The sequence below is a fragment of the Nocardioides sp. DN36 genome, from assembly GCF_055380375.1.
On sequence record NZ_AP043823.1, the window covers coordinates 803,256 to 821,702 of the forward strand.

Sequence of the window (18,447 nt, forward strand, 5' to 3'; positions counted from 1 at the left end):
AGAAGCCTTTCGACGGGTGGACTCGTGTCACAACAAGCCCCCGTCCCGAGGGGTTCCAGGATCGGCCGTGAGGTCCCTCACGGCCCACTTCTCAGCCAGTCCCTGACGTTCTCAGGCGTTGCAACGGCTTGATGTCTAGCGGTGAGTGCGACACCTGAGGAGGTGTCGCACATGGCCGGTGGTCGCCCGCCGTTCCCACGAGAGGTTCGTCGTCGGTTCTGGCTCGGGATCGCGGCCGGGCTGGGGCGGTACGACGCGGCCGTGGCCGCGGGCGTGTCGCGGGCCTCGGCGGATCTGTGGTTCAGCCAGCGTGGCGGGGTGATCCCAGCCAATGCCCGGTCCTACGGCTCACCGGCGAGGTCGCCCGCCCCGCAGGGTCGGCGATTGTCGATGTCAGATCGGGAAGAGATCGCCCACTTGGGTGCCGCCGGGCTCACCCCCACCCAGATCGCGGAGGAGATCGGGTTCGACCGCTCCACGGTCTACCGCGAGCTGAACCGTGGACGTACGCCGTCGGCCCGATACCGTGCCAGTGTTGCCCAGGCCCGGGCCGACGAGCGGGCCCAGCGCCCCAAGCCGGCCAAGCTGGCGACCAACCTGCGGTTACGGCGTGAGGTCCAAGACCGGCTGGCCCGCAACCACAGCCCCCGGCAGATCGCCCGGCGGCTGCGGGTGGACCTTCCCGACGATCCGGAGATGTGGGTGTCGCACGAGACGATCTACCAGGCGCTCTACGTGCAGTCCCGGGGCGGGCTGAGGCGCGAGCTGGCCAAGCACCTGCGCACCGGCCGGACGCTGCGCAAGCCGCAACGCCACCGCGAGGGACAGCAGCGACGGGCACCCCGATTCCCGGGCATGGTGATGATCAGCGAACGACCCCCCGAGGTCGCCGACCGGGCGGTGCCCGGCCACTGGGAGGGGGACCTGATCATGGGCAAGGACAACGCCTCCGCGATCGGCACCCTGGTGGAACGAACGACCCGGTTCGCGATGCTGCTGCACCTGCCGACCGGCTGGGACGCCGAGGTCGTCGCCGAGGCCATGATCGCGAAGATGCTCACACTGCCCGACCAGCTGCGCCGCTCGCTGACCTGGGACCAGGGCAAGGAGATGGCCAGCCACGCCCGGATCGCCCTCGCGACCGGCCTGGATATCTACTTCTGCGACCCCCACTCACCCTGGCAGCGCGGCTCCAACGAGAACACCAACGGGCTCCTGCGCCAGTACTTCCCCAAGGGCACCGACCTGTCCTTCTGGGGGCCCGGCTACCTCGACATCGTCGCCGCCGAGCTCAATGGCCGTCCCCGCGAGACCTTGAGCTGGGCCACCCCGGCCGAAGCGCTCGACCGGCTACTCTCAGACCCCAACAAACCAGGTGGTGTCGCACTCACCGGTTGAAATCACCCGGCTGAGAACGTCAGGAGTCACCGGTGCACCGGTGACTCAGCCGCCTATAGGGGCCTACTCGCCCCACCCCATCGGGAACACCTCGACGGTCGCGGCGAACGCGACCCCGAGGCGCTGCCCGGACTGCCGGCCGAAGCCCTCGAGGAACTCCCGCGGGTCGAAGTCCTCCCAGCCGAGCCCGTCGATGTAGGCGCGGTGCGCCTCGAGCGAGGCGACGCCGGCGTCGAAGGTGTCGGTGGTGTCGACCGCGTGGGTCGCGTTGGGGGAGCCGAACGCCCACACGGCCCGCACCCCGCCCCACGGCTCGAGCCCGTCGGTGAGCTGGTCGTGGAACACCCACCGGTTGCCGGCGTCGCGGACCGCGTCGACGACCGCGCGCCCGGTCGCGATGTGGTCGGCCTGGTTGAGGTTCCGCCCGCCCCAGGTCTCGCGGAAGTTGCCGGTGATGACGACGTCGGGACGGTGCCGGCGCACGACGTGGGCGATCGCGCGGCGCAGCGGCACGCCGTACTCCAGCACTCCGTCCGGGAGGCCCAGTAACTCCACGACGGGCACGCCGACGACGCGCGCCGACTCCACCTGCTCGGCCTCGCGCACCCGGCGGCACTCCTCGGGCTCCATGCCGTCGATGCCCGCCTCGCCGCTGGTGACCATGCAGTAGACGACCTCCTTGCCCTGGCCGGTCCAGCGGGCCACGGCCGCGGCCGCGCCGAACTCCATGTCGTCGGGGTGCGCGACCACGCACAGGGCGCGCTCCCAGTCCTCGGGCAGCGGCTCGAGACGGTCCACGTGCGGCATGTCGGTCATGACCCGAGCATGCACCGAAAGGCGTTTGCCGGACAGCACCTGAGGGGGTTGGGTTGCCTCGTGCCCCGCTTCGCCCGCCTCGAACGGCTGCCGTCGACCAGCGCGCGCTGGCGCGGCGAGGCGTTCCGAGGCGAGCTGACCGCGTGGGTGTCCTCGGTGGTCGGTGCGCCGTCCTCGCTGGAGCCGGTGAAGATCCGCCCGTGGGCCACGGTCTGGCGGGCCGCGACCCCCGCGGGCGTCCACTACGCCAAGCAGAACTGCCCGGCCCAGGCCTACGAGGCCGCGCTGCTGGCGGAGCTGGCCGGCCTCGCGCCCCACCACGTCGTCCCGGTCACCGCCGTGGACCTCGACCGGGGCCTGCTGCTCACGCCCGACCAGGGGCCCGTGCTCGGTCACGGGTCCGGGGACATCGACACCTGGTGCCGCGTCGTGCAGGCCGGGGCCGCGCTGCAGCGCGAGGTCGCGGCGTACGCCGACCGGCTGTCCGCCGTCGGCCTGACCACGTTCGAGCCCCGGGAGGCGGTCGGGTACGTCGAGCAGCTGCTCGAGCAGCTCGCTGCGTTGGCGCCCGGTGACCTGCGGGCCATGCGGGAGCAGGACCGGGCGGCGGTCGTCGAGCTGCTGCCCGAGGTGGCCCGCTGGGCCGGGCAGGTCGCCGCGCTGGGTCTGCCCACGACGCTGGTGCACAACGACCTGCACGGCAACAACGTGGTCCGGGTCGGGGGCGAGCTGCGCTTCTTCGACTTCGGCGACGCCATGCTGATGGAGCCCCTCGCCACCCTGCAGATCCCGCTCGACCTGCTGGCCTTCCGGCTGGACGCGGGGCCGGATGACCCTCGGTTGTGGCGGGTCGCCGACGCGGCGATCGAGGTGTGGAGCGACGTGGCCGACGCCGCCGACCTGCGCGCCGCTCTGCCCGCGGCCCTGCAGCTGGGCCGGCTGGGGCGCACCGAGACCTGGGTGCGCTGCACGGCTCCGATGGACCGGGCCGAGCTGGAGGAGTGGGGTGGGGCCGCGGCGACCTCGCTCGCCTCGTTGTGCCGTCGCCCGCCGGTGGGCCACCTGCCCGGATGAGCCCCGGGTTGTGCCCCGCTGGCTAGCGTGGCCGGCATGAGCTACCGACTGAGCCGCTTCATGTCCACCGCCACGGCCGGGTACGGCGTCTTCGCGCTCGCCAGCCCGGGGCACCTCCCGGACGCACTGCAGGTGGACAGGAGTGATCGCGCGGGCCTCGAGCTGCTGGCGCAGACCTACGGCGTGCGGGACCTCGCCATCAGCGCGCTGGGCGTGTTCGGCCGGTCGGGGAAGACCGTGAAGGCGGCCATGCTGATGCGGATCGCCATGGACCTCGGCGACGCGGCGCTGCTCTCGGCGAAGACCGAGGACGACGCGGTGCGGCAGAAGGTGCTCGCGGTGACGCTGGGCTGGGCCGGGCTCAACACGTTGGCGCTGCTCGTCGACTCGGCGAGGGCGAGGGACTGACCTACCGGTCGGTGCCCACGACCCGCCACCACGCGTCCGGGTCCAGGGGGGCGAACCCCACGGACCGGCCGGGGTCGGCGAGCAGCTCGTCGCGCCCCACGCCGGCCAGCACCCGGAAGTCGATCGAGCCGGGCGCGCTCACGAGCGCCAGCACCCGCCACAGCGAGCGGGCGTAGCTGTCCGCGAGGTGGGCGCCGTCCCACTCGTAGATGCCGCGGTACACCCGGTGCTCGTCGTGGTCGAGCCAGAGCTTGGACACCAGGCCGGGGAACCCGGCGAACAGCGGGGTGTGGACCACGCTCTCGTGCTCGAACGCCGCGTGCCCGAGTCCGCGCACCCACCGGAGCCGGAACGCCACGACCAGCACGCAGGGGTCGGCGGGCTCGGGACGGTCGACCCTGGTCTCGCGGTAGACGCGTGCGGAGGTGCCGTCGGCGAAGCGGATCCGCAGGCCCAGGTGGTCGGTCGGCTGCCAGATGCGCCGCCGGGCGAGCATCGCGCCGGACGCGAGCACGCTCCTGCCCACCGCCGGCCAGGCGACGCCCGGGGGGAGCGGGCTCGGTGCGAGCGGTGGTGCGGTCCGGCGGTCGTCTGCGGTCCGCGGCGCGGCCCGGCGAGCGCCCGTGGCGAGGCGGTTCATCCCCACGATCCCAGCGGCTGGCGTCAGCCGGCGACAGGGCCGTTGGTCCCCCCGAGGGGTCAGGTCACGCGTTCGAGCAGCCGCATCGCGTCGTACGGCGCGAACCCCTTGGCGTCGTTGTCGAAGTAGACGAACACGTCCCGCTCGCGCGCCCACTCCCGGCACCTCGCCGCCCAGCCGTCCAGCGCCTCGTCGGTGTAGCCGCTCGCGTAGAGCTCCCGGTCGCCGTGCAGCCGCACGTACCGGAAGTCGGTGGTGTCCTCGTCGACCTTCGGCCACCGGCCGGCGGTGTCGGCGAGCACGCACGCGACGCCGTGCTCGCGCAGCAGCGCGGTGGCCTCCGGAGTGCAGAACGTGGGGCTGCGGAACTCCAGGGCGTGCCGGACCGGCCGGTCGTCGAGCGCGCTGGTCAGCGCCCGGTCCTCGGGCACCTTGTCGTCGTGGCGTGCGGCCAGCGCCGCCGCCTCGCCGGTGGTCCGGGGCAGCAGCGCGAAGAACGCCGCCAGCCGCTCCGCGTCGAACGCCAGGGTCTCGGGCAGCTGCCACAGCACCGGCCCGAGCTTCGGGCCGAGGGCGAGCACGCCGGAGGCGAAGAAGTTGGCCAGCGCGGTCTCGGCGCCGCGCAGCTTGAGCAGGTGGGTGATGAAGCGCCCTCCCTTGACCGCGAACACGAAGTCGTCGGGGGCCTGGTCGCGCCACGCGGCGTACGACGTGGGGCGCTGCAGCGCGTAGAACGAGCCGTTGATCTCGATCGAGGTCAGCCGCTCGGCGGCGTACTCCAGCTCCCGGCGGTGTACCAGGCCGGGCGGGTAGAAGTCCCCGCGCCAGCCGGCGTAGGTCCAGCCGGCGATGCCGATCCGGATGCGTCCCATGGCGCCGACACTAGATCGGTGGTGCCGTCCTCCCACACCACCAGGCCGCGGCGACCGGGGCGGGTGCGCAGCCAGCGGGCGGCATCGCGGCCCAGGGCGTACGCCGCGGTGGCGTCGATGTCCGCCCACGTCAGTGAGTCGGCCACCACCGTCACCGAGGCGACTCCCGCGGGCGCCTCGCCGGTGCGTGCGTCGACCAGGTGCTGGCCCCGGTGGACCGTGCCCGACGTCGCGACCGCTCCGGTGTGCACCGGCACGACCGCGACCAGCCCGGTGGGGTCGTGCGGGTTCTCGATGCCGATCCGCCACGAGGCGGAGGCCGGGTCGAGGGTGCGGCAGACCAGGTCCCCGCCCGCCGAGAGGCAGAAGTCCGTGTCGGCCAGCGCCCGCAGCGGGCGGGCGGCGCGGTCCACGGCCCATCCCTTGACCACTCCACTGGGGTCGAGCCGGGTGCGGCCGTCGGTTCCCGGGAGGTGGATGCGGAACGCTCCTCCCGACTCGCGCTCGGCCTGCGCGCCGAGGCCGAGCACCTCGACGACCTCGGGTGGGCAGTCGGCGAGGTCGATCTCGCCGCGGTCGAGCCGGGAGACGACCGAGTCGGTCCGGTAGGTGCTGAAGACCCGGTCCACGTCGTGCAGAGAGGCCATCACCTCCGCCCAGGCGCCGTACCCGTGCTCGTCGTGGGCGTGACGCCCGCGCAGTGCCAGGCTGATGGGCATGCCCATGACGTGGGCGACATGACGATGCACGGACCTGCTGCTCACCGGGGTGCTCACAGCCCCGCCTGGTCCAGGGCGCTCTGCAGGGACTCCACGTAACCGGTGCTGGTGATGGTGGCGCCGCTGATCATGTCGATGTTCGCGCTCTGGGCCGAGAGCGTGTCCTGGACCAGGATCGGTAGTGCGTAGGCGTTGATCTGCTGGTCCTGCGGGTTGCCGTTGGGGTACTGCAGCACCGAGACGTCGGTGATGGAGCCGCCCTTGACGGTGACCTCGACCTGGACCGGCCCCCACTGGGTCTGGACGGTGTCGCCGGTGACCGTCCTGGTGGTGGTCGTCGAGCCGCCGCCGCTGCTGCCGTTGCTGCCGCTCTGGCCGTTGCCGCCCTGGCTCTGGCCTCCGCCGCTCCCGCCGGAGCTGCCCCCGGATCCGGAGCCCGAACCACCCTGGCCCGACGTGGTGGTCGAGCCGTCGGGCTGGGCCGAGGAGGAGATCACCGTGCCGGTGCTCGACCCCAGGGCGCCCGACGTGGAGGTGTGGTAGCCGAACAGCAGCACCACGACCGTGAGCGTGCTGAGCAGCCAGATGACGTTGCGCTTCATGGGGAGGTCACCACCGGAAGGTCTCGAGATGGAAGTGCTCGGGCGGCAGGCCCGCGTCCTCGCAGGTGCGTCGTACGCTCTCGGCCCAGTCGGACGGGCCGCACACGTAGACGTCGCGCTCCGCGATGTCGGGGATCCACCAGGTCAGCGCCGTGAGGTCGTCGGCCGGGCCGACGCCGGAGCCGAGCCAGGAGTCGTCGGCCCGGCGCGGGCCGGGCAGGTAGAGCGTCTGCAGCCCGCGCTCCCGCCCGAGCACCTCGAGCTCGCGCTCGAAGAGCGGGTGGTCGCGGAACCGCTGGACGAGGACGGCGTCACCGGGGGCGTAGTCCAGCCCCTCGGCCAGGGCGCGCAGCGGCGTGACCCCGACGCCGGCGCCGATCAGCGCGACGCGGTGCCGCTGTCGGGCGCGGGGGCTGAGGCGTCCGTACGGGCCCTCGACGAGCACCCGCGTGCCGGGACGCAGGTACGCCGCGTCCGCGCTGCCGTCGCCGGCCTCCTTGACCGTGATGCGCAGGCTGCGCCCGTCGGGAGCCGCGGACAGCGAGTAGGGGTTGGCGCGGGTCCAGCCGTGCCGGCCGAGGAAGCGCCAGGAGAGGAACTGGCCGGCCTCGACCGGGAGCCGGTGCAGGCCGCGGCCGGCGACGTACACCGACACGATGTCCGGGGCCTCCCGGACGACCGACGTGACGTGCAGGCCGTGCCGGGCGCTGCGCCACAACGGCAGGCTGACGCGCCACACGAGGACGGCCGCCGCGGTCGCCGCCCAGGCGGTCCACCAGAAGACGGTCGCACCGCGCGAGGACAGGAACTCCTGCCCGGTCCAGAGCTGGTGGGGGAGCGCCAGGCCGACGCCGAGGTAGGCGTAGAGGTGCAGCAGGTGCCAGGACTCGTAGCGGATCCGCGCCCTGGCGGCGCGGATGCTGGTCACGACCACCAGCACCAGGCACAGGGTGCCGGCGGCCGCGAGCAGCATGCCGGGGTAGGTCGTGGTCAGGCTCCACAGCTCACCCGGGGTGGCGGCCAGGTCGCCGGCGGCGTACCCCCAGGTGATGAGGCCGACGTGCGCCAGCATCAGGTTGAACGACGTGAAGCCGACGAGCCGGTGCTGGCGGGCCAGGCGGTCCTGGCCGAACGCCCGCTCGAGCAGCGGCAGGCGCGCCATGAGCAGCACCTGCGCGAGGAGCAGGTCGGAGGCGACCAGGCCGGTGAGTCGGCCGAGGGAGGTGAGTCCCGACGCCCAGCCGCCCAGGTCCTGGACGCCGCCGGCTGCCGTCCACCAGTAGGTCACGAGCAGCAGGCTCAGCCACAGGGTCGCCCCGGCGCCGGTGCGGACCGCGGCGTCCACGCGCGCCCGTCGGAACCGGGGGTGCCGGGTCGTGGGCACGCGCGTCGCCAGGCTGCCGGTGACCGTGGTCATGACAGGTACGCCGTGTCGCTGCCCTCGACAGATCCCTGGTTGCTGCCCTGGCCCGTGCTGCCCTGGCCGGGCTGCTGCGGTGCGAAGCCCTCGCCGTCGCCGTCGAGGTCGCCCGGGGGCTGGCCGGGCGGCGCGTGGTCGCCGTCGGGGGTGAAGCCGCGGTCGAACTGGCCGGTGTGGTCGCCGGTGCCGCCTTCGTCGCCCGCGGTGACGTGACCGACGGCGAAGCCGCCGAGCGTGAACACTGCGAGCACGGCCGCCGCCGCCCCGGCGAGGGCGCCGCGGGTGCGCATCCAGGCGGTCCGCGAGCGGGCGGGGGCGGGCGGTGCGGCGTCGTACGGCTCGGGGGTGATGGGCGGGCCGGCCGGCGGGGCGGTCGGCGGTGGCGGCGGGGGCGGCACGCTGGCACCGGCGGACGGCGGGGGAGTCGGCTCCCAGCGGGATCCGCTGCCGGGCTTCTGTTCGTCGTTCACGTGGGTCTCCTCGTGTCAGGTGACCTCATCGTGCGCCGCTGACCTGAGCCGGACAGGTGGCGAACCTGTGAGGTTCCTGTCAGCCCGAGCGGGCCGGGCCACGGGAGATCCACTCCCTGCGGAACTCGGGGTGCGTGGCGTAGGAGGCGGCCAGCGCCAGCAGGGTGTGGCACACCCGGTCGCCGTGCTCGCGGGAGGTGTGGCTGAGGACCTCGAACCGTGTCGCGTCCGCGTTCCGGATCGCGTGCTCCAGGACCCTGTGGAGCACCGGGCTCAGGTCGTCGCGGTCGAGCAGGGCCCGGGCGGTCCGGACCTCGTCGTCGAGCCGCGACAGCAGGAACGCGCGCAGGGCCCTGGGGCCATGTGCTTCGACCAGTGCAGCGACCACGACACGCCTGTCCCTCGAACGGACCCGATCGTGGTTTGCCGGGAGCGTCAGCTCCCGAGAGTTGTCCCCGTCTTCCGATGGCGGATCTCCCCGGGGAACTGCTCTCGGAACCCGTCCACGGTACGCCGGGCCGGTGGTGCGGGTCATCACTCAATTGGTGGCCGGCGGTGGGTCTCGAGCGCCCGTCGGTCACCCTGAGCAGCTCACCGACGTCCTCCGGGCTAGGCTCTCGCCCTCGAGGGGCGGTAGCTCAGTCGGTCAGAGCAGAGGACTCATAATCCTTGGGTCGTGGGTTCGAGCCCCACCCGCCCTACACATTGCATCGGTCGCGCGCTCGACCTCGATGGCGGACAGCTCCAGCGGCTCGTCACCGCCTACCTGATGATGTCCGGCGGCGGGCTGCTCCTCGGCGGCCGGATCGTGGCCTGCCCTGACGCACGGTCTCGGTGTTCGGGCGTTCGGACGCCCGCACGACTATCCAGGACGTGGGCAGCGCACCGTAGGCGATCCCGCGGCGCGGCTCAGGGTCGGCCAGCGGACCGATCGGCGCTACGTACCGCACCTCTCGCTGTCCTCGGGGGCACATGCCGATGGGCGCCGATATCGTCGACGGTGGCGCCCTTCGTCCGCGGGTGGCTGTGCTTGCCGGGTCTTGTCTCGGCGCGCATTGCTTCGCTATTTCGCTCGCAGCGAGCTTGGTGTGTCAGACGGAATCCGTCGCGGTTCGGAGCCCTCTGGTGGTCAGGTACAGGCCCACAGACAGCTCCCAAGCCGCCACGGGCATCGCGCCGATGAACCATGCCGAACCTTGGTCGACGGCCCCCACTGCGGCCACGACGGTGGCCGCGAGCAGCAGCGGAGCGCCGATGAGGCCCATCGCGGGGATGGCGCGCGGAACCAGCCGCGACCGGAACAGGAGCGTCCCGAACAGCAGCGCGTTCAGAGCGGCGCAGAGGTTCGGCCCGAAGAGGAACGTCCAGTTGCGGACGGCGAGCAGCGCCTGCCCCGTCGTCAGCAAGGTCGCCTGGTCTGCCCGCGGATCGCCGCTGAAGTCGTGGCGTAGGGACACGATGGCGAGCAGGCTGATCATCCCGACCATGATCACCGCCGCCTCGAGCGTGCGCGAGATGACGAAGCCCAGCGCGAGAGACTCGTTGTTGCGCCTGACAGCCGGGTACACCGCGACCGCGGTGCCGATGCAGGCCAAGGCGTTGACCACGTCGAGCAGGCAGCCGATGGCCACTCTGGTGTCGGAGCCCGAACCGACGATGTAGCCGGCGTCGTTCAGTACGGGGGCGAGGAAGTAGTACGCGGCCGGGGATGGAGGCAGCGAACGTGATGAGGTAGAGAAGACCCGCCGCGCGGGTGTTGTTCCTGGTGTTGTCCCGCCGGATCAGTTCATTGGCGACCGGGGCTGTGGTCACGAGATGTCCCTTCAGGGTTCGGGCGGCGCGGCGATGAGCTCGGCCGCACGCATTGCTGGGCCACCCGTGACTCGTGGTGACGAAGAGTCGAGAGGATCGGACAGGGTCACGTGGATGGAGGGCGAGCTGCCGAGGCTGGCGCTGGGAGGCGCACAGCCTCGACGAGCAGTGCGAGCGGCAGCACCACCGAACCCAGCAGGACGCCGGCGAGCACTGTGGCAGCCGGCCAGCTGGCGCCGTGCAGGTGGGTGAGGTGGAACGCCAGGTGAGGGGCGGAGAAGGACAGGTAGGCCAGCAGTGCCACCACGAGCAGGCGCCTCTCAAGCCAGATCGCGGCCGCGGTCAGGACGACCGCGAGCCCGAGGGTGGCGCCCCCGAAGTCGCGGAGCAGGTGCTCGCTGAACGGTGGAGTGAGGTCGACGGTGGGCACGGCGTCGTAGAAGCTCGCAGGAAAGAACAACGTCCACAGGCCGAGCAGGCATTCGACCGCCGCGAGCAGCCCGAGCCCGGCCCGCAGGAGCGACCTCACTGCGGCACGTTCGCGCGCCCGGCCACGTGGTCGGCGAAGGTGCGTCGGCCGTACGCCGGCCCCGGCACCAGGGCGTGGCCCGCCCGGTAGGCGGCGACGAGCTTCCCGGGTAGCGACAGCGGCACGACCGGGCGGCGCGTGCCGGTGGCCGCCGCCCACAGCCGGGCCAGGTCTGGCACTTCCTGCTGCTCCGGTCCGCCGATGTCAGCGACCCTTCCGACTGGTGCGGACCCGGCCAGTTCAACCAGTCGTTCGGCGACCTCTTCGACGGCGATCGGCTGGAGGGGAAACGTGGGCGCGAGGACGATCGGCGAGCGGCGCTGGCCGGTGAACAGCTTCTCGACGAAGGAGTGGAACTGTGTCGCCCGCAGGATGCTGTGGGGCAGGCCGGACTCGCGCACCAGTCGTTCGATGACGACCTTGTCGCGGTAGTAGCCCAGCGGGATGTCCTCGATCCCGACGATGGAGATGAGCACGAAGTGGCCCACCCCGGCCGCGGTGGCCGCCTTGAGCAGAGTGCGTGTCGCCTCGACGTCGCCCTTGCCTCCCCGGCCCGTGGCCAGGTGCAGGACCGTGTCGGCGCCCGCCACCGCTTCTCGGATGCCGGTGCCGGTGAGCAGGTCCCCGGTCGTCAGGCTCGGGCCGCTGCGCCGGCTGAGCGCTCGGACGTCGTGCCCGGCGTCTCGTAGGCGAGCGACGGTCGGGGCACCGAGCGTTCCGGTGGCTCCGGTGATCAACGTGGTCGTCGCGGGGGTGTGGGGCAAGGCGAGCCTCTCTTGGGATGGGTGCGCGAAGGCGCGAGGGTTCTGGGACGGTCCGGCACCAGGAATCATCAGCCGACGGCCGAGGCTCGCCTGGCTTGATCCCGGGCGGCCCCTTCGGCGCGAGCTCCGCTGAGGGCGTCGAAGTACGGCAGGAGTTCGTGCAGCTCGTAGACGAGCACGTCGGCCTGGGCCGCGGGATCCTCGGCGACCAGGCTGGCCGCCGTGGAGAGGTCGACGGCCTCGAGGAGGGCAACGCCCGACTCCTCGGTGGCGAGCGGACCGCCGACGAGCAGGGTGCCGTCGTCGAAGCGCTCACGCATGAACGCCAGGTGCTCGTTCATGATCGGCCCTTGCTCGAAGACTGACCTGCCGGCGAGCCAAGCCGGCCCGGGGTGGATGCGGGCGATGATGCGCACTGAAGACCTCCATACGGTTGCGTATGGAAACCATACGGTAGCGTATGGGGCTGTGGCAACGAGGAAGCGAACCGAGCCCGTCAGGCTCACCGCCGACACCTGGACAGGGGTGGCTCTCGAGGCCATCGCCGAGGGCGGACTGGCCGCCGTGTCGGTCGAAGGGCTCGCCCGAGTGCTGGGGGCGACCAAGGGCAGCTTCTACTGGCACTTCAAGAACCGCGACGCCCTCATCGAGGCGACCCTCGCCGCCTGGGAGGCCGGCGAGACGGTCGAGGTGGCCGAGATGCTCGCCCCGCTACCCGATGCGGCCTCACGGCTGCGGGTGCTGCTGAGAGCTGCCCTCGACGACCGCCCTGGTGCCCGCGTGGAGGCCGGGCTGCTGGCCGACTCCAACGTCCCCGCCGTGCACGCCTCCCTCGACCGGGCAACGCGCGCCCGAACCGAGTACCTGCGTCGGCTGTTCGAACAGATCGGTGTCTCAGATCCGCAGGATCGGGCGACGACCGGGTTCGCCCTCTACCTCGGCCTGCTGCACATGCGCCGAGCCGGCGCCTCCAGCACTCCCCGCGGGGAGGAGCTGGACCGCTACGTCGACCAGGTCTGCAACTTGCTCATCCACGGCACGGTTCCCGGCGGCACGCCGGAGCGATAGCGGCCAACGGCCACCGATCCCAGGTTCGGGCGAACGAGTGTCACCGATCAACCGAAGTAGATCCGTCTTTCATCAACCGAAGGTCTCCAGCCCTACTGGGTGCCTACCTGGTGCCTGCGCAGGTCACGCTCGTGTTCCTGGCGACGAGCGAGAACCGCGGTTGCGCTCAGAGGTTGCGCTCGGCCGTCAACCGTCCGGAGTCGACGGCCTCCAGGAGTGCTCGGTGGTCGCGCTCGTTCTGGCCGGCGTACACCGACGCGAACTGCGCCACCGCTTTGTCGAAGATGGTCGAGGTGCCCAGATAGGCCGCGATCGCGATGCGGTCCCCTGACCGGGCGTGCGCCCGGGCAAGGGTCCACCCGCACATCTCCGCGTACATGCGCATGCCTTGTGGCGCGAGGCTCTCGACGGGGATGGAGTACTTCCAGTCACGGAGCTGGCGGACGTAGAAGTCGCGGGACTTGCCGTCCAGACCTGCCTCGCTGCGCTGCCAGCCCAAGAAGATGTCGCTGGTGGCCTGCATCAGTCGTTGACCCGCCACGACCCGGTGCCCCTGGTTGGTGTAGCGGCTGGCTCCCACGAAGCGGCTGAGCACCGACTTCTGGGCCTCCTTGACCTGGAGGAAGAGCGGATCGGAGTTGTCTCGCCCGATGAACAGAACGATCCAGCAGCGGGTTCCGACGCTCCCCACGCCGACCACCTTCCTGGCCATGTCGGTGAACGCATAGGTCTCGAGCAGGGATCGCCGATCGGTCTCCAGGGTCCGCCGGTACTGCGCCAGCAGGTGCCGGATCTCCGCCTCGAACGCCGTGTAGTCGCTCGTCGACGGCAAGAGGTCAGCGACCGGGACCACCAGGGGCGGGGTCGAGACGATCCTCGGCCGACCGTTGACCATCCTGGTCAGCTTCGCCACCTCCTGCATGCTGTCCCTGGTCTGCGCCTTCGCCAGGCCCTTGTCCATCAGCTTGCGCTGGCGCGCGTTCAGCTTCGTGTCGAGCTCCTTGCGCAGCTCCTGCATGTCGGCGCGGGCGTACCACACGTCCAGGTTGGTCATTCCGGCGAACTCCCACATGGCAGCGCGGTACCGGGCCACCGCCGCCCTGACGACGCCCCGGCGCTGCTTGCGGGAGAACCCGCTCTCGCGGGTGGCCACCTCGAGGCTCGTCGCCAGTCGCTTCACATCCCATTCCCAGGGCCCCGGCAACGTCTCGTCGAAGTCGTTGACGTCGAAGACCAGTCGGCGCTCGGCGGAACCGAAGATCCCGAAGTTGGACAGGTGGGCGTCTCCACACGCCTGGACGGCGAGCCCCGAGATGGGGGTCGTGGCGAGATCGCTGGCCATCGGCAGCGCCGCCCCGCGGAAGAAGGTGAATGGAGACACCATCATCCGACCCCGTCGTACCGGCACCAGCTCCGGAACCCGCGACTCCGCCTGTTCCTCGAGCAGGGCGATCGGATCGGCTCGGTCCGGACCCGGATCGAACACCGCATGGCTCTCTCGGGGTGCCCCCACCCGCGCAGCCTTGCCGAGTGCGGCACGCTCCGTCGGGGTCAGCTCCGCCAACGCGGTGCTCGTCTGCTGGTACAAGGCATGCAGGGCAGTCGCCGGCTCGGTCGAGGTGCTCATCGTCGGGCCCTTCCTTTTGGCCGCTGTGCCGTTCCTGTCGGCCCCGGCTCCCTAGTGCCCCGTGGTCGGACCCGTTCCTCGGTCCATGCCGAGGGTGCCCTGGGCCGCAGCAACCCCGCTTCGACCACCACCGGGGCCGCGCAGGACGAAGGCGAAGCCGACGGCTACGAGCCCGCCGACCACCGGGCCGACCAGGTAGGCCCACCAGGCGGTCCAGTCGTTGAGCACCAGGGCTGGACCGAGCGACCGGGCCGGGTTCATCGACGCTCCGCTCACGGGTGCTCCCCACAGTCCGGCGAGCGCGATGTAGCTGCCCACGCCCAGGGCAGCGAGCGGCCCGATCTGCTGCGCCCCCGACGCCGTTCCCAGGATCACGCTCACCAGCCCGGTGGTCAGGATGATCTCCCACAGCATCGCGGTCGTGGACGAGATGCCGCTGCCGGGCAGGGTCATGCCGGCGCTTCCCTGCTTGTCTATCAGCGCCCAGAGCAGCAACGTCGCGAGGACTGCGCCGAGGAACTGCGCCACGATGTACGCCGGGACGCGCCGCCACGGGAAGTCACCACGGGCTGCGAACGCAATGCTGACCGCCGGGTTCAGGTGCGCGCCGGAGACCGTCCCCATGAACAGGATGATGGCGGTGACCATCAGGGCCGGGGCGACCACCAGAGCGCCGTACGGGACCGCGTCGCCGCCGAAGCGGGCGTTCACCATGCCACCGCCCGCGGCCACCAGGACCAGGAAGAAGGTGCCGAGCAGCTCGGAGAACAGTCGGCGGCCCTCGTAGGTGTCGTTCCAGAAGTCGAACTCCTGCGTCACCGAGTTGGGTCGTCCCATGGCGCGCAGGGAGACCTCGGCACGGTACGCGGCCTGCCCCGGTGCCGGCTCGAACGGTGGGGTCGCTCTGCTGGACTCGTGGGTCACCCGATCATCGTCGTCACGCCGCGTGGCGGCGGCCTCACCCGCGACGGATGAGCCGGGTGCGGTCGCTCGCCGGGGCGGGGGCAGCTCGAGGAGCAGCCGCCCCGACCGAACCATGGGGGCCCCGGACTCGTGTGCACAGGCAAGAGCACGAATCCAGGTGAAGGAGGAACAGTCATGTCGTACCTCGTCCGAGCCATCGCCACCACCGTGGGGTCGGTGACCCTCGTCCTCGGTGGGACGGCTGTCGCGCAGGCAGCCGGGAACCCCTCGCCCACGGGGACCGGCCAACCGTCCCAGGAGTGCGGCAGCAGCACCGCTCCCGACCGGCCCGGTCACTCGTCGTCGGCTCCCGGGTCGGCGTTCAACCCCGACGGTGTCGCGGGCACGCACTACGCCGGCGAGCAGCCGCAGAACTCGCAGAACCCGCACTCGGTCTCCCAGTACGACGTCGCCTGCTTCCACGTGTCACGGTGAAACCCGCCCGAAGGTCGGGGAGCGAACCGGGACCGGAGCACACGGCAGTCGCCAGGCCGTTACCGGCGCAGGTGCCGAATGGGCACAGACCGCACCGGTTCGAGCCGGTTCGTTGCGGTTGGTGACCAAACCGCAAGCCCGGGAGCCGGTGCCAGAAGCCGACCCCGACCGAGGTGAGCCATCCGGGCCCCGACGCCTCAGATCTCCTCGGGGAACATCTGGATCGCGCCCGACGGGCACTCGGCGACGCAGAGACCGCACCCCTTGCAGTAGTCGAGGTCGATCAGGTAGTCCTCGCCGGGGGTGCCGAGCTTGATCACCGCGTTGTCCGGGCAGACGCCGTAGCAGTTGTCGCAGCCGAAGCAGTTGCCGCAGGACATGCAGCGTCGGGCCTCCAGCAGCGCGGTGGACTCGTCGTGGCCGAGCACCACCTCGTCGAAGGTCGACTCGCGTCGCGCCCGGTCCAGCACCGCGCGGTGGGAGCGAGGCGCGTCGGCGTAGTACCACGTGTTCAACGTGTCGAAGGTGGCCAGCGACGGGCGTACGCCGGGTTCCGGGGCCGCCCCGGAGAGCCACCCGTCGATGTGGCGCGCGGCCTTCTTGCCGTGCCCGATCGCGACGGTCACCGACCGCTCGTAGGGGACCATGTCGCCGCCCGCGAACACCCCGGGGCAGCCGGTCATCAGGTCCGGCCCGACGGCGACGACGCCGTCGTCGACGACCAGACCGGGCACGCCGTCGAGCAGCGACAGGTCGGTCTCCTGGCCGAGCGCCAGGACGAGCGAGTCCGCGTCGAGCGTCTCGACCTCCCCGGTGGGCTGGGGGAAGCCCGAGTCGTCCAGCTCCATCCGCTCCACCACGAGCCGGCCGGCGTCCACCTGCTTGATCGTGGTCAGCCACTTGAAGAGCACGCCCTCGTCCTCGGCCTCGGCGAGCTCGGACTCGTGGGCCGGCGCCCGGTCCGGGGTGCGGCGGTAGACCACGATGGCCTCCGCGGCGCCGAGCCGCTTGGCGGTACGGGCGACGTCCATGGCGGTGTTGCCGCCGCCGTACACCGCGACCCTCCGACCCAGCAGCGGCTTCTCGCCCGTCTCCACGTCGCGCAGCAGGTCGACCGCGTCCAGCACGTGCGCCGCGGAGCCGGCCGGGATGTAGGTGCGCCTGCCGAGCTGCGCGCCGACGGCGAGGAAGACCGCGTCGTACTCCGCCCGCAGCGCCATCAGGTCGGTGACCTTGGCGTCCAGCTCGAGGGTGACCCCGAGGTCGAGGATCCGCTGGACCTCGGCGTCGAGGACGTCGCGGGACAGGCGGTAGCGCGGGATGCCGAACCGCATCATCCCGCCGGCCATCGGGCCGGCCTCCTTGATCGTGACGGTGTGGCCGCGCCGGGCGAGGTGGTACGCCGCGGAGAGCCCCGACGGCCCGGCGCCGATGACCAGGACGTGTCGGCCCGTCGGCGGCGCCTCCACCGACACCGCCCATCCCTGCCGGAGGGCCTCGTCGCCGATGAACCGCTCGACGGAGTTGATCCCCACGGCCTCGTCGAGCTGTCCGCGGTTGCAGGCCGTCTCGCACGGGTGGTAGCAGACCCGGCCCATCACCGCGGGGAACGGGTTGTCCGCCATGATCGCGCGCCACGCGCGCTCGTAGCCGGCCCCGCCCTCCTCGCCCTCGTACAGCCAGGACTGGATGTTCTCCCCGGCCGGGCAGGCGTCGTTGCACGGAGGCATCCGGTTCGTGTAGACCGCGCGCTCGGTGCGCCACGAGCCGGTCTTGTTGGCGCGGCTCGAGCCGATGTCGAGCGTGATCGCGAACGGCTTCTCCATCACGCGTCCCCTTCCGGGAGCAGCCCGAAGCGGGCGATGTTGCGGTCGGCGTGCGCCTGCAGCCGCGCGACGATGTCGGGCCGGCCGGGGTCGCCGAAGAGGTGGGCGTAGCGCTTCTGGGGGCGCAGGTACTCCTCGACCGGGACCTGCCGGCGGATCCTCGACACCTCGGTGACCTCGCCGCGCTCGGCCTCGAAGACCGGGAACATCCCGGTCTCCTTGACCAGCCGGGCCAGCTTGATGGTGTCGGCGGAGTCGGCGCCCCAGCCGAGCGGGCACGGCACGAACACGTGCAGGTAGCGGGCGCCGTGGAAGCTCATCGCCTTCTCCACCTTGTACTCCAGGTCGCGCAGCTCGGCGACGGTCGCGGTGGCGACGTACGGGATCTCGTGGGCCATCGCGATCAGCGGCACGTTCTTCCCCTGGCCGAACGCGTTCCCGGGATCGGGGCCGACCGCCTTGGTGTTCGCGGTCGCGGCGGCCGGCGGGGTCGCCCCGGACCGCTGGACGCCGGTGTTCATGTAGCCCTCGTTGTCGTAGCAGACGAACAGCACGTCGTCGTTGCGCTCGAACATCCCCGAGAGCGTGCCGAAGCCGATGTCGACGGTGCCCCCGTCGCCGGCCTGGCCGACGACCCGGACGTCCGTGCGGCCCTTGGCCTTCAGCGCCGCCGCGACCCCGGCGGCGACCGCGGGGCCGTTGCCGAAGAGGGAGTGCAGCCAGGGCAGCTGCCACGACGACTCGGGGTACGGCGTCGAGAACACCTCGAGGCAGCCGGTCGAGTTCACCGCGACCATGTTCCCGCTGGTGGCCCGCATCGCCGCGTCGAGCACGTAGCGGGCGCCCAGCGCCTCGCCGCACCCCTGGCAGGCCCGGTGCCCGGAGGTCAGTGAGTTGGACCGGCCCATCCGCGCCTGGACCGACCGCTGCTCGGGGTCGAGCAGCCGGTTGCCGGCCACGAAGGTGCCGGTCTGGTAGAGCTTGATCTCCTGGAACGCCACGAC

At 71.8% G+C, this 18,447-nt stretch carries 21 protein-coding genes and 1 tRNA gene; 6 read left to right on the forward strand and 16 right to left on the reverse strand.

All coding sequences use genetic code 11. The annotated features are described in order from the left end of the window. Window positions 1–171 precede the first annotated feature (171 nt). Window positions 172–1,398: an IS30 family transposase gene (locus ACZ43H_RS04775; protein WP_464588184.1), complete on the forward strand. Its 1,227-nt coding sequence runs from the start codon at window positions 172–174 to the stop codon at window positions 1,396–1,398. Window positions 1,399–1,461: 63 nt separating this feature from the next. Here ACZ43H_RS04775 and ACZ43H_RS04780 read toward each other — a convergent pair whose 3' ends face one another. After that, the gene (locus ACZ43H_RS04780) at window positions 1,462–2,214 is read right to left on the reverse strand and encodes a PIG-L deacetylase family protein (RefSeq protein WP_464588185.1); all 753 of its coding nucleotides are present in this window, start codon (window positions 2,212–2,214) and stop codon (window positions 1,462–1,464) included. A 60-nt stretch (window positions 2,215–2,274) separates the two neighbouring features. Here ACZ43H_RS04780 and ACZ43H_RS04785 point away from each other — a divergent pair, with 60 nt between their 5' ends. Together ACZ43H_RS04785 and ACZ43H_RS04790 are read left to right on the forward strand one after the other, a co-directional pair. Then, window positions 2,275–3,288: a phosphotransferase family protein gene (locus ACZ43H_RS04785; RefSeq protein WP_464588187.1), complete on the forward strand. Its 1,014-nt coding sequence runs from the start codon at window positions 2,275–2,277 to the stop codon at window positions 3,286–3,288. A gap of 36 nt (window positions 3,289–3,324) precedes the next feature. Then, window positions 3,325–3,696, forward strand: coding sequence for a hypothetical protein (locus ACZ43H_RS04790; protein ID WP_464588189.1), 372 nt, complete (start codon window positions 3,325–3,327; stop codon window positions 3,694–3,696). Window position 3,697: 1 nt separating this feature from the next. Here ACZ43H_RS04790 and ACZ43H_RS04795 read toward each other — a convergent pair whose 3' ends face one another. From ACZ43H_RS04795 to ACZ43H_RS04825, 7 genes are all read right to left on the reverse strand, one after another. Next, window positions 3,698–4,336, reverse strand: a complete 639-nt coding sequence (locus tag ACZ43H_RS04795) for a hypothetical protein (RefSeq protein ID WP_464588191.1) — start codon at window positions 4,334–4,336, stop codon at window positions 3,698–3,700. Between the two features lie 59 nt (window positions 4,337–4,395). Continuing rightward, entirely contained in the window at window positions 4,396–5,208 is an 813-nt protein-coding gene (locus ACZ43H_RS04800) for a DUF72 domain-containing protein (RefSeq protein WP_464588192.1), read from the reverse strand. After that, a complete protein-coding gene (locus ACZ43H_RS04805) occupies window positions 5,094–5,972 on the reverse strand; it encodes an FAD:protein FMN transferase (RefSeq protein WP_464588193.1) in 879 nt (292 codons plus the stop codon). The genes ACZ43H_RS04800 and ACZ43H_RS04805 overlap by 115 nt, the downstream gene beginning before the upstream one ends. Window positions 5,973–5,980: 8 nt before the next feature. Beyond that, a complete protein-coding gene (locus ACZ43H_RS04810; RefSeq protein WP_464588195.1) occupies window positions 5,981–6,529 on the reverse strand; it encodes an FMN-binding protein in 549 nt (182 codons plus the stop codon). A 7-nt stretch (window positions 6,530–6,536) separates the two neighbouring features. Next, window positions 6,537–7,946 (reverse strand): ferredoxin reductase family protein, encoded by a 1,410-nt coding sequence (locus ACZ43H_RS04815; protein WP_464588196.1) that lies wholly within the window; start codon window positions 7,944–7,946, stop codon window positions 6,537–6,539. After that, window positions 7,943–8,419, reverse strand: a complete 477-nt coding sequence (locus tag ACZ43H_RS04820) for a hypothetical protein (RefSeq protein WP_464588197.1) — start codon at window positions 8,417–8,419, stop codon at window positions 7,943–7,945. The genes ACZ43H_RS04815 and ACZ43H_RS04820 overlap by 4 nt, the downstream gene beginning before the upstream one ends. A gap of 79 nt (window positions 8,420–8,498) precedes the next feature. Then, window positions 8,499–8,807: a hypothetical protein gene (locus ACZ43H_RS04825; RefSeq protein WP_464588199.1), complete on the reverse strand. Its 309-nt coding sequence runs from the start codon at window positions 8,805–8,807 to the stop codon at window positions 8,499–8,501. A gap of 239 nt (window positions 8,808–9,046) precedes the next feature. Here ACZ43H_RS04825 and ACZ43H_RS04830 point away from each other — a divergent pair. Continuing rightward, window positions 9,047–9,120: transfer RNA gene (locus ACZ43H_RS04830), tRNA-Ile, on the forward strand. Between the two features lie 390 nt (window positions 9,121–9,510). Here the strand turns inward: ACZ43H_RS04830 and ACZ43H_RS04835 are convergent. The 4 genes from ACZ43H_RS04835 to ACZ43H_RS04850 all read right to left on the reverse strand — a co-directional run bounded on the left by ACZ43H_RS04835 (window position 9,511) and on the right by ACZ43H_RS04850 (window position 11,865). Then, window positions 9,511–10,137, reverse strand: a complete 627-nt coding sequence (locus ACZ43H_RS04835; protein WP_464590731.1) for a DUF4386 domain-containing protein — start codon at window positions 10,135–10,137, stop codon at window positions 9,511–9,513. A gap of 200 nt (window positions 10,138–10,337) precedes the next feature. Next, window positions 10,338–10,760: a hypothetical protein gene (locus ACZ43H_RS04840; RefSeq protein WP_464588201.1), complete on the reverse strand. Its 423-nt coding sequence runs from the start codon at window positions 10,758–10,760 to the stop codon at window positions 10,338–10,340. Next, complete coding sequence (locus ACZ43H_RS04845; protein WP_464588203.1) at window positions 10,757–11,524, reverse strand: SDR family oxidoreductase; 768 nt, start codon at window positions 11,522–11,524, stop codon at window positions 10,757–10,759. Before ACZ43H_RS04845 ends, ACZ43H_RS04840 begins: the two co-directional genes overlap by 4 nt. Before the next feature lie 68 nt (window positions 11,525–11,592). Then, the gene (locus tag ACZ43H_RS04850; RefSeq protein ID WP_464588204.1) at window positions 11,593–11,865 is read right to left on the reverse strand and encodes a YciI family protein; all 273 of its coding nucleotides are present in this window, start codon (window positions 11,863–11,865) and stop codon (window positions 11,593–11,595) included. A 127-nt stretch (window positions 11,866–11,992) separates the two neighbouring features. On the opposite strand from ACZ43H_RS04850, the gene ACZ43H_RS04855 reads away from it, so the two are divergent. After that, on the forward strand, window positions 11,993–12,592 hold the full coding sequence (locus ACZ43H_RS04855) for a TetR/AcrR family transcriptional regulator (protein WP_464588206.1): 600 nt from the start codon (window positions 11,993–11,995) through the stop codon (window positions 12,590–12,592). Window positions 12,593–12,758: 166 nt separating this feature from the next. On the opposite strand, the gene ACZ43H_RS04860 is transcribed toward ACZ43H_RS04855, so the two are convergent. Both ACZ43H_RS04860 and ACZ43H_RS04865 read right to left on the reverse strand, forming a co-directional pair. Further along, the gene (locus ACZ43H_RS04860; protein WP_464588207.1) at window positions 12,759–14,219 is read right to left on the reverse strand and encodes a DUF2252 domain-containing protein; all 1,461 of its coding nucleotides are present in this window, start codon (window positions 14,217–14,219) and stop codon (window positions 12,759–12,761) included. A gap of 51 nt (window positions 14,220–14,270) precedes the next feature. Beyond that, on the reverse strand, window positions 14,271–15,056 hold the full coding sequence (locus tag ACZ43H_RS04865) for an MIP/aquaporin family protein (protein ID WP_464588209.1): 786 nt from the start codon (window positions 15,054–15,056) through the stop codon (window positions 14,271–14,273). Window positions 15,057–15,317: 261 nt separating this feature from the next. Between ACZ43H_RS04865 and ACZ43H_RS04870 the strand changes: the two genes are divergently transcribed. Beyond that, entirely contained in the window at window positions 15,318–15,617 is a 300-nt protein-coding gene (locus ACZ43H_RS04870; protein ID WP_464588211.1) for a hypothetical protein, read from the forward strand. 197 nt (window positions 15,618–15,814) lie between these two features. On the opposite strand, the gene ACZ43H_RS04875 is transcribed toward ACZ43H_RS04870, so the two are convergent. Continuing rightward, window positions 15,815–17,443: an NAD(P)-binding protein gene (locus tag ACZ43H_RS04875; RefSeq protein ID WP_464588213.1), complete on the reverse strand. Its 1,629-nt coding sequence runs from the start codon at window positions 17,441–17,443 to the stop codon at window positions 15,815–15,817. Then, window positions 17,443–18,444, reverse strand: coding sequence for a thiamine pyrophosphate-dependent enzyme (locus tag ACZ43H_RS04880; protein ID WP_464588215.1), 1,002 nt, complete (start codon window positions 18,442–18,444; stop codon window positions 17,443–17,445). Before ACZ43H_RS04880 ends, ACZ43H_RS04875 begins: the two co-directional genes overlap by 1 nt. Window positions 18,445–18,447: the final 3 nt, after the last annotated feature.